Annotated in this window: 12 protein-coding genes; 5 read left to right on the top strand and 7 right to left on the bottom strand. The window is 48.0% G+C overall.

All coding sequences use genetic code 11. The features are described 5' to 3' along the window. The coding region (locus AC3WRW_RS29585) for a PDZ domain-containing protein (protein ID WP_492549802.1) at window positions 1-514 on the bottom strand (514 nt) is incomplete at its 3' end. A gap of 75 nt (window positions 515-589) precedes the next feature. Between AC3WRW_RS29585 and AC3WRW_RS29580 the strand changes: the two genes are divergently transcribed. The 5 genes from AC3WRW_RS29580 (at window position 590) to sda (ending at window position 2,782) form a co-directional block, all read left to right on the top strand. Next, the gene (locus AC3WRW_RS29580; protein ID WP_492549801.1) at window positions 590-769 is read left to right on the top strand and encodes a hypothetical protein; all 180 of its coding nucleotides are present in this window, start codon (window positions 590-592) and stop codon (window positions 767-769) included. Between the two features lie 220 nt (window positions 770-989). Continuing rightward, on the top strand, window positions 990-1,172 hold the full coding sequence (locus AC3WRW_RS29575; protein WP_492549800.1) for a hypothetical protein: 183 nt from the start codon (window positions 990-992) through the stop codon (window positions 1,170-1,172). 26 nt (window positions 1,173-1,198) lie between these two features. Continuing rightward, entirely contained in the window at window positions 1,199-1,780 is a 582-nt protein-coding gene (locus AC3WRW_RS29570) for a hypothetical protein (RefSeq protein ID WP_492549799.1), read from the top strand. A 361-nt stretch (window positions 1,781-2,141) separates the two neighbouring features. Next, window positions 2,142-2,579, top strand: coding sequence for a hypothetical protein (locus AC3WRW_RS29565; protein ID WP_492549798.1), 438 nt, complete (start codon window positions 2,142-2,144; stop codon window positions 2,577-2,579). A 23-nt stretch (window positions 2,580-2,602) separates the two neighbouring features. Beyond that, a complete protein-coding gene (gene sda, locus AC3WRW_RS29560) occupies window positions 2,603-2,782 on the top strand; it encodes a sporulation histidine kinase inhibitor Sda (protein ID WP_492549797.1) in 180 nt (59 codons plus the stop codon). 420 nt (window positions 2,783-3,202) lie between these two features. On the opposite strand, the gene AC3WRW_RS29555 is transcribed toward sda, so the two are convergent. The 6 genes from AC3WRW_RS29555 to AC3WRW_RS29530 all read right to left on the bottom strand — a co-directional run bounded on the left by AC3WRW_RS29555 (window position 3,203) and on the right by AC3WRW_RS29530 (window position 9,650). Next, a complete protein-coding gene (locus tag AC3WRW_RS29555; RefSeq protein WP_492549796.1) occupies window positions 3,203-3,574 on the bottom strand; it encodes a hypothetical protein in 372 nt (123 codons plus the stop codon). A gap of 197 nt (window positions 3,575-3,771) precedes the next feature. Further along, a complete protein-coding gene (locus AC3WRW_RS29550) occupies window positions 3,772-4,749 on the bottom strand; it encodes an aromatic ring-hydroxylating dioxygenase subunit alpha (RefSeq protein WP_492549795.1) in 978 nt (325 codons plus the stop codon). A gap of 21 nt (window positions 4,750-4,770) precedes the next feature. Continuing rightward, window positions 4,771-5,925 carry a BMP family ABC transporter substrate-binding protein gene (locus AC3WRW_RS29545; RefSeq protein ID WP_492549794.1) on the bottom strand — a complete coding sequence of 385 codons (1,155 nt, stop codon included), beginning with the start codon at window positions 5,923-5,925 and terminating at the stop codon, window positions 4,771-4,773. 5 nt (window positions 5,926-5,930) lie between these two features. Further along, window positions 5,931-6,416 (bottom strand): (2Fe-2S)-binding protein, encoded by a 486-nt coding sequence (locus AC3WRW_RS29540; protein ID WP_492549793.1) that lies wholly within the window; start codon window positions 6,414-6,416, stop codon window positions 5,931-5,933. Next, complete coding sequence (gene pucD, locus AC3WRW_RS29535; protein ID WP_492549792.1) at window positions 6,413-8,713, bottom strand: xanthine dehydrogenase subunit D; 2,301 nt, start codon at window positions 8,711-8,713, stop codon at window positions 6,413-6,415. The genes AC3WRW_RS29540 and pucD overlap by 4 nt, the downstream gene beginning before the upstream one ends. Beyond that, the gene (locus AC3WRW_RS29530; RefSeq protein ID WP_492549791.1) at window positions 8,697-9,650 is read right to left on the bottom strand and encodes an FAD binding domain-containing protein; all 954 of its coding nucleotides are present in this window, start codon (window positions 9,648-9,650) and stop codon (window positions 8,697-8,699) included. Before AC3WRW_RS29530 ends, pucD begins: the two co-directional genes overlap by 17 nt. Between the last annotated feature and the right edge of the window lie 26 nt (window positions 9,651-9,676).

Here is a 9,676-nt window from a genome sequence, read left to right as displayed (position 1 = left end):
ATATTAATATCTTCCCAACAGTATCTCCTCTGATAGATGCTCCTAAGCTGAAAAAGATTATAGATGCACAAAGAAATACAGCAGCAAGTAACGTTGCAGATTTTGAACGAAACATTTTCGAAAAGAGTAAACCGAACATTGATAAACAAATTAGCCCCTCAAAAAGTGGAAACACATCATAGAATAAATTGCTTTTAGAACTTATTATCTTTTCTATTAAGGTACCATCTCTAATTATCTCGAGTGTATTAACTTGTTCGATCGAACGCCACTTTTGAAAAGTTACTGACTCTTCTAGCGGTCTTCCGTCTAATTGCTGAATGATATCCCCAACTTGTAAATCTAATCTAGCTGCAGCTCCCTCAGATATTATGTTACTTATTACCCATTGCTGCCCATTCTTTAGCTCGACATCAATACCTATATACGGAAAATTAAAAACAAACATTGAACACCTTATTTGCAAAATAATAAATATAGCTGCACACAATCCTATTATTATTTTTTTCTTCATTCGACATACTCCTACATCAAATTACTTGCTATAATTTATCATGTATCTTATTAATTTTGAAAGGAGAAGACAATGATGGCAATTATTCAATTAAACCCCAAACTGCTAGAAACCGTACATTTGATGAAACAAACAAGTGTAAAAAACGATGGGATTACTAACAATCTACTCTCCTCATCCGAAGCAACTGCTTTAAAGAAAGTATTCACAACTCAAGGAATCCAGCAAATCAGTATCCAAAGCACATGGTACTAACCCTCAACCTTATTTTACCAAATTAAAAAAGGATTGTATAACCAGCTTTGCGCTGTTATACAATCTTTTTTTTCGTCTTCACGCAAACATTTAAGCTGAATGCAATTTTCATATATTCCACATGGTAAATTACACCTATTTACTCTCATATCTTGAAATGGACACAATTGTAAATATATGGAATTTCGTCAAATGTTAGTATCCAAACTAACAACACAACTTGGATCTTGCAAATTTTAATTCTGACAACTCGCAAAAAACGTTAACTCATGAGTTTGGTCATACACTTAGTTTGGGAGATTGCAATAATGAAGGAGCACCAGTAATGCAACAAGGTAAACTGACAGTCACTTTACCAACATCTGTAGATATAGCACATTTAAAAGCCAAATGGGGAAACTAATTCATTTATAATTGGAGGATAACACAATGCTGAGAAAGAAATTTTTATTACCTTGTTTAATAGTTGCAGCACTCTTGGGAACTGGTATATACATATATCTTGATCAAAAAATAACTAAGGTTGTTTGGGAAGCCGATTATCCTCAGTTTGACTCCACAGAAGCCCTTATTCAAGCAAGTGATTTTATTTTTAGTGGTACCCCTTTAGCAAGTGGGAATTATGTAACTAAAACAAAAGAAGGCTACTTGGATGAATCATTTACAATAACAGAATTTAAAATATCAAAAGTCGATAAAAAACTCGCAAGCTCGAATATAAAAGAAGGTCAAGTAATTAAAGTTGTTGAACCAACTTGGGTTGTTGACAAAGCAGGAATAGAACCTGGAAAAACCAAGATTTCACGAGAAGGGTATGAACAAATGAATACCAAATCCCAGTATTCACTTTTCCTAAGGCTGAATCAGAAAGGTGATATGTATGTTATTAGGGGTGGTTATCAAGGCAAATATAATCTAGACGATACGGATAATATTGAATCAAGAAATATTGAAAATAAGGAACGGTTTAATAAAATTAAAAATAACGTAATAGCACTATATAAAAAATAGCAACTAAGACTTATTTTTCTTGCCCAATGGATGAGTGTATAGTTAAGACATGTAGAAGTGCCCGTAGTAATAGATCCAGCCTCTGATTTCTGTTCCATCGCTTTGCATGCCGTGTTGCTTACTGCTAGCATGAAGGTAGGTTGCACTGCCAAGCGTATCAAAGGATTGTATAACCAGCTTTGCGCTGTTATACAATCTTTTTTTCGTCTTCACGCAAATATTTACGCTGACTTTACATGAACATGCAAAAAGTTTGCGTGAAAAACTCCCATTTTTGCGATGTTATCACATTAATCAAATAATATGATAATTAGTATATATATGGAAAATACTCAAACGGAGTTGAGAGGAGAGTCGGGGGATGAAAGATAGAAAAATGAGTCGATGGAGTACCTACGATCCCTTCAACATCGAGCTCGCCGATAAAAAAGTGTATGACATCGTCATCACTCACCATGCACACAGTAGATATCGCTTACGTATTGGAGACGAAGCCACCTCGCTGGAGGAAATATGCGCCTATCTATGGGAGAAACTGAAGAACGGTAAAGTCGCTCCTTACTATAAGAACGAGGAAGACGTTTATGCGGTCGATGATGATTTGCTCTTTGTCGCCCAATTCGATAACGCTAACTCAGAGACAGATCTTTTGGGGAACCCTTTACATAGAATGATCGTTGTCACCTTTCTAGGACGAATGAGCGAGAATTTGGAGCTTCGTGATTTGCGGAGCTATTACTCCTGGCTGCGTCATTCTCGAAGAATGACATTAATCAAAAACAGCAGGAAACAAAAATAACTTGGTAAGATACGAGGACGCTCATGAAAACACTTAGTCACCAGGGCTTGATTAATGCCTACTTGGAAGCGATAAACTTGCAGCTTGAGCAAGAATTCATAGACATGCTCCTGAAGGAGCTGATAAGGCGGGAAATTCTTATTGAGGGGTTGTTAGACCACGCGGATCTTTCAGGCAAGAAAATTAACGACATAAACAAATGAACGACTTAATATTCAAGTGCATTATTCATGCTAATAGCTACTCGAGCTTGGTGCTGATTCTACTGCATTTTTAAGTGAATCTCCAAACTTAGCCAACTCATTTTGACTTGATTTCAGTAGAAATAATCTTCCCTGATCTTCAAAAGTTAGTAAGTATAGATCGGTGTCGCACTCATAAGTCCAGTGTAATTCAAGATAACAATTATTCTGCTTCCTTCACTCTCTTCAAGATAATGGTGCAAAACCTCAAAATGAATTTCAATACATGACGTATCATTTAAGTCTTTTAGAATAACAAAATTCATTTTATGTACCACCTTTTATTTGAATATCCAACTTCCTAATACCCATCTATCACTAGATATTCTGCCACTGGTCCTATTAGAAGATATGTCTTTAGTAATACATCGATATTACCTCTCAGGATAATGTGAAATTCATTGCTCTGATCCACGGTCCTATTGTCTCGTCCACTCCATCTGCTTCCATGTATTGCAAATGCGAAATCTTTGGAGATAGCCGCCCACCCTCAAAAACAATGAATATACGGTACTCCTTTTTTATACTTTGATTCGTAAGTGTTACGTATACACTGCCTTCAAGCGCATTATCATCCAGACTTACTTGAAGTCCGCGATAGTCTACTAAACTTGGATCCTTACTCTTGAGGTTCGCCATAAAATGAGCTGTCGCAAATCTTCCAGTAACAACGGGAACTACGTGATACATAAATACAAAAGCAACATAACTTAAAATAAGTATAGCAGACGCATAAAGTACTTTTTTCTTCAATTTATTTACCTCCTAGCTCCTAATTAGCTAATGATATTTCCATTGTTTTATGCATATCACGAAAAGCAAAGGTAACGCAAGAACAACATCCAATTATAAACCAAATATGTAGATAAAAGGAATCTGAATTAATAAAACAAAGACTACCGAAAAAGGCCACTCCCCGCCCCTTTCGATAGCCTATTATTTTACACATTCTACGCCGTCCCAAACGTGACGCCTAGTTCCCTAAGCCGCTTGCGATACGCAATACTCAGTCGATCCGTATTCAAATGCAGCTCCGCCTGCAGATCAAGCGGCAGCAGCTCAGGCTTCTGATTTTCGACCATTTCACGATCCTGCTCGATCAGCAGATCCTGGAACCGGACGAAAATATCATCCGGCTCCTCATACGCATAGTTCCGCTGCTTGAGCATGAAAGCTTGGCTGCGCTGCTCGGTTTCCGGCAGCACCATGAGGAACAAACGGAAAATATGATCCGTATCCCGGTCTCTTTTCGTAAACGCGACGCTTAGCGGACCATACACTTCATACACATAACGGCTATGTACCCCGCGTCCCGTTCCATCCGGATCGGGCTGGTAGACGACGATCTCCTCCGAGGTGAGGACGCCGTCCTCTTCATGCACCTGGTAGTCGCCGATCTCGGCAAATTCACTATCGCCCAGCAGACCCTCATGAACAAACATGAGGTGAGAGACATCGAGGAAGTTCTCAATCACGCGGGGCCCGGCGGCTTGCAGGATATACGGTCCCATCCATACTTCTTTGAAGCCTTCGGGAATATAGGCACTAACTTTCGGCAGCGGACCTGCCGGTTCACCCAAGCAGACCCAAACAAATCCGTGCGCTTCCACACAACGGTATACGAATGCTTTCGCCTTCGAGGGAATGGCACGACCAGCCGGCAGCGAAGGGATTCGCGTACACGTCCCACAGCCGTTGTAAGACCAGCCGTGATAGGCGCACACGAGTTCATCTCCCTTCACTTTGCCGAGCGAGAGCGGTACGCCCCTATGAATGCATAAGTCTTTGAAGGCATGAACGCCGTCAGAGGTGCGGAAAACAGCCACTTGTTCACCCAGCACGACAACAGAAACCGGTCGATCCGTCAGCGCCGACGACAACAATACCGGATGCCATTCGTCCAGCAGCGTCCTATCTTGTATAGTCATCGCCCTCACAACCTTCCCCCATTATTTTGGAATGACACCTTTAATGCCCTTAACAAACCAAGTCGTCCCCAGAATTTCTTCGTCTGTCATCTTTTTGCCCTGCTCGAACCTGACTTTCCCGTCCTGATCGACGATAGGGCCTTGGAACACCTCAAAGGTTCCCGCCATAATCTCTTGCTTTTTCTTCTCAACAAGCGCTTTGACGTCAGCAGGCACATTTTTGCCAAGCGGTGCGATGTCTGTAATGCCTTCCTTCATGGTGCCAAAATACGCTTCGGATTTCCAAGTGCCGTCCATCACGCTTTTCACTGTTTGTACGTAGTAAGGGCCCCAGTTCCATTTCGGGTTGGAAATGTACGTTTCCGGCGCGAACCGGCCCATATCGGAATCGTTGCCGATGCCCCATACTTTGCGCTCAGCAGCCGCTTGAATGCCCGCCGGTGAATCTTGGTACGCAGCCAGCACGTCCACGCCTTTATCGAGCAGTGAAATCGCCGCTTGCTTCTCGGTAGCCGGATCGAACCAGGTATTGCTCCAAACAACCGACACGTCCACGTTCGGATTCACGCTTTGCGCGCCTAAGGTAAAAGCATTAATGGTATAAATGACTTCCGGGATCGGGAATGCGCCCACATAGCCCATATGATTGTTTTTGGTCATTTTACCGGCGGCCATGCCGACGAGGTATGCGCTCTGATACTCGCGTCCCATGTACGTCCCCATGTTAGGCAGTGTTTTGTAGCCTGTCGCGTGCAGGAATTTCACGTTCGGGTGCTTCTTCGCCACGTTGTACATCGGGTCCATATAGCCGAAAGAGGTTCCGAAAATAATATCGTTTTTCTGTGCCAACTCTTCGAAAACCCGCTCCGCGTCAGGTCCTTCAGGAATATTTTCGACGGTAGTCGCTTTGATGCCGAGCTCTTTCTCCATCATTAATCGGCCTTGATCATGCTCGTATGTCCAACCTCCGTCACCGGGCACGCCGATATAGACAAAGGCCACTCTAGGGAGCTTTTTTTCCGTTTGGGAAGGAGCTGCGCTTGCAGCCGGTGCTGCCGCAGGGGAGCCTGCCGGCGTTGTCGTGGTGCTCGTCGTTGGTGCGGATGAACTGGAACAAGCAGATAGGATCACTAGGAAGATAGCGGTTAAGGACAACATCAGTTTTTTTGGCATCATAGCTTCTACCCCTCTCTTTTTGTCGGCAGACCACATCGTTCTACCGCTCTGAAAATACCTTCATACCCCGTGCAGCGGCATAAATTGCCGCACAGCGCTTGTTCGGCCTCCGCCCTTGTCGGGGCGGGATTTCGGTTCCACAAAGCCGTTAGCGTGACGACCATCCCTGCGGTGCAATAACCGCACTGCAGCCCTCCTTCCTCCAACATCGCTTGTTGAACGGGATGCAGCGCCTCCCCGCCGGAGATCCCTTCAATGGTAGTCACTTGCTTGCCGGCGGCTTGATACGCCATAAGCAAACACGCATTTACGGGCTTCCCTTCCAGCAGCACCATACAGGCGCCGCAGCGTCCAATCTCACAAGAAACTTTGGTGCCGGTTAAACCCAGATCATCTCGTAAAATATCCGACATCCGCTTGGATGCAGGAACCGGAATCGCGACATCCTTCCCATTAATGGAGCATTCAAGCACATAGGTTGCCTTAATCAATGGCCTCCCTCCCCCTCCAGCCCTTCTAGCCAATCGACGGACTGCACAATCTGTTCCGGTGAAATCGGGAGACGGTTCACCCAGATCCCTGACGCCTGCCGAACCGCCGCCGTTATCGCCGGCGCGAGTCCGACGCTGCCGATTTCGCCTACCCCGCGCGGCCCGAAAGTATCGCCCTCGGGTAATTCTTCAATTGCATCTACACGAATCGTATGCGGACTATCTTTGAAAGTAGGAATCAAATACGTATCCAAATTGTGCCGCAAATACACGCTCTCCTCCATAACGGCATCCTCGGTCAACGTGTAGCCCAGTGCCATCACGCTGCCGCCCTCGATCTGTCCGAGGAAGCCCATCGGATTGATGACAGGTCCTGCTGCAATCACGTGATCGGTCGCGACTACCCTCACCCTCCCTGTCAGCATGTTCACTTCTACCTCTACAATAGCTGCTGCGTAAGTGTACAAATAATGCGCCCCGACCTGCCCCGCCGGCGTCGTCGGGTAGTCGAACGCCGTCTGCGCAAGGATCGGCTTCGCTGCCGCTTCGGCAGCAGCCGCCAACTGCGCATACGTCACAACCGGCTGACCCGGCTCATCGCCTTTGCGATGAATCCCGCCTGCGCCGGTTGTCAGCTCTTCAAGCGCGAAGCCGACAAGCTCAGCCGCCTGCTCCAGCAGCGCCTGCACGAACGGCGGCTTCAGCCGCTGCAGCGCGCGCCACATCATCGTGGTGGCGCGGGAAGCCGTGCTCGAGCCGCTGACCGGCACGCGGTCGGTATCGCCGATGACAATGCGAATGTCATCGGCGGCGCAGCCGAAGCAATCCTGCAGCATGAGCGTAAGCGCTGCGTAAAGCCCTTGCCCGAACTCCTCGAAGCCGAAGGAGGCTTGGATTTTGCCCTCCGGCGTGAGCTCAATGCGTCCGCCGGAATGATCCGGGATGCCGAGGCCGAGCCCGGCGCCGTGCATCACCATCGAGGCGCCGACGCCACGGCGCAGCCACGGCTCCTCCGCGCTCCTCTGCGGCATGCCCCGCTTCGCCCAGAGCGGCGATTCCTGCACCTTGCTCCACACTTGGTCGGCACCGTCGGTCGCCACAATCTCCTGGCCTAACGGCCCAGGATCATCCGGAGCGCGCAGGTTCAGCTTGCGCAGCTCCCAAGAATCCATCCCGAGCTTTTCAGCCAAGCGCTCGATCTGGCTTTCAACGGCGAAAATCACCTGATTGCCGCCGAAGCCCCGGAATTCCCCGGATACGCCGTTATTTGTGTAAACACTCGTTCCCTGTACGTCGACATGCGGAATCCGGTAAGGTCCGATGGTATGTTCCGTAGCGAAATTCAGCACCTCGCAGCCCAAAGTGGCGTAAGCGCCGGTATCCGCAAGAAAATTGACTTGATGGGCGATAAGGCGTCCGCTGGCATCTGCGCCTGTCTTCATCATGATCCGCATCGGATGACGTTTGATCCCGGCAATGACCGATTCACGGCGGGAATTGTGCATTTTGACCGGAGCGCCGGTCTTCAAGGCAAGTATAGCGCCAAAGGGCTGCACGTTAAGCTCATCCTTCCCGCCGAACGATCCGCCGATCGGACTGGATACGACGCGGATTTGCTCTTCTGCCATAGCAAGAATGCGCGCCAACTGCATCCGGTCTTTGTAGCCGTGCTGTGTCGGCGAGTACACCGTCAGTCGGCCGTCTTCCTCAGGAATGAACAGGCCGCCCTCCGTTTCCATATACGTGTGCATTTGCCTCGGCGTATAATACGTCTCCTCTACGATGTGCGCACACTGCTCAAAGGCCGATTCAGCCTCCCCATACTTCACACAGGTTCGGTGCAGCAGGTTGCCCTCAGGGTGCAGAAGAACGGTTCCCTCATCCAGCGCAGTTTCCGGATTGTCTACAACCGGCAGCGGCTCGTATACAACCTCGATCAGGCTAAGGGCGTACTCGGCGATCTCTTCCGTATCCGCAGCTACAGCCGCCACTGCATCTCCGACATAACGAACCCGGTCATGACACAGAACAGGTTGATGCGGGAAAGCAATGCCGAACAAATTCATGCCCGGCACGTCCTCCGCTGTTATAACCGCACGAACGCCGGCAAGCGCTTTGGCTTTCCTTGTATCGATCGAGAGAATCCAAGCATGAGGATGCCTGCTTCGCAGCACCTTCCCATGCAGCATGCCCGGCGCCGTTAAATCCGTGAGATACCGGAGCTTTCCCGTTACTTTCGCTTCACCGTCGGGACGAACGATCCATCTTTTTGCATACGTATTACGATCTAGAAGCACCGGCTCCGCCCCCTTTACGCCAAGCTTTATAGCATTCGGACACAATTAGATTCGCCGCCGTCAGCTTGCGGTATGCAATACCCGCGTAATCGTCGGCTGCAGCGTCGAAACCATCGGACACTCCCTTATGCAACATTTGCAGGACTTCCTTGGTTAGAAGCTTGCCTGCCAACGCGTCCTCCAGCTCTCTAAACCTTGCCGGAACGGCGCTTCCCCCTCCCGCGCTCAAAGCGATTGCGGCAACAGTGCCGTTCGCTTCTATCCTTATACGGCCGGCAACCGTTACAACCGATGGAGTGAACGCTTCTCTACGTCCTACCTTCAAATAAAAAGAATGCTCCGCAGCCGTATTCCCAAGCTCTGCAGGGGTCTGTCCCGCATCATTCGTCTGGGCACATACCCGCCCCGGAACTACAATCCTTGTCATTATCTCAAAAGGCGTAAAATTCGAACCTTGCAGCCACTCCTCCAACGACAGCGCGCGTTCTTTCTGTCCATCCGACACCGCCACATGTGCATTCATAACCAGCAGGGCAGGAATGAGATCGCCTGTGCGAGTCATCACATTGCCTCCGATTGATGCTAGATGGCGTACGGAAGGAGCTGCAATTTCAGAGCACGCTTGCATCAGGAGTCCGCATCGCTGCTTCGTCATTTCATTTTCCATCACATCGGCTAAACAAACCGCAGAACCTATATGAACATGACCTTGATCATCTAGGGTTAATCCGGAAAGAGCAGGAATCTGGCCAAGGCTGATCAAGTGCTGCGGAGGCGATGAAAGGCCATTTTCCCAGCGTGTACGGAGCCATGTGCCGCCAGAGACCAGCACCGAATTCTCTCCCCATTTACGCTTAAGTTGCAAGGCTTCCTCCACAGTCGTCGGCTGCCACACCGAAGGCTGCTGCTCTGACAGCCGGTACAAAGGAACTGACATGAACAAACCTCCTCTGTGTCATCATC

This window comes from Paenibacillus sp. FW126-R14 (assembly GCF_058789495.1).
The sequence above is the reverse complement of the archived record's forward strand: the minus strand, read 5'-3'. Positions and strand labels throughout refer to the sequence as shown.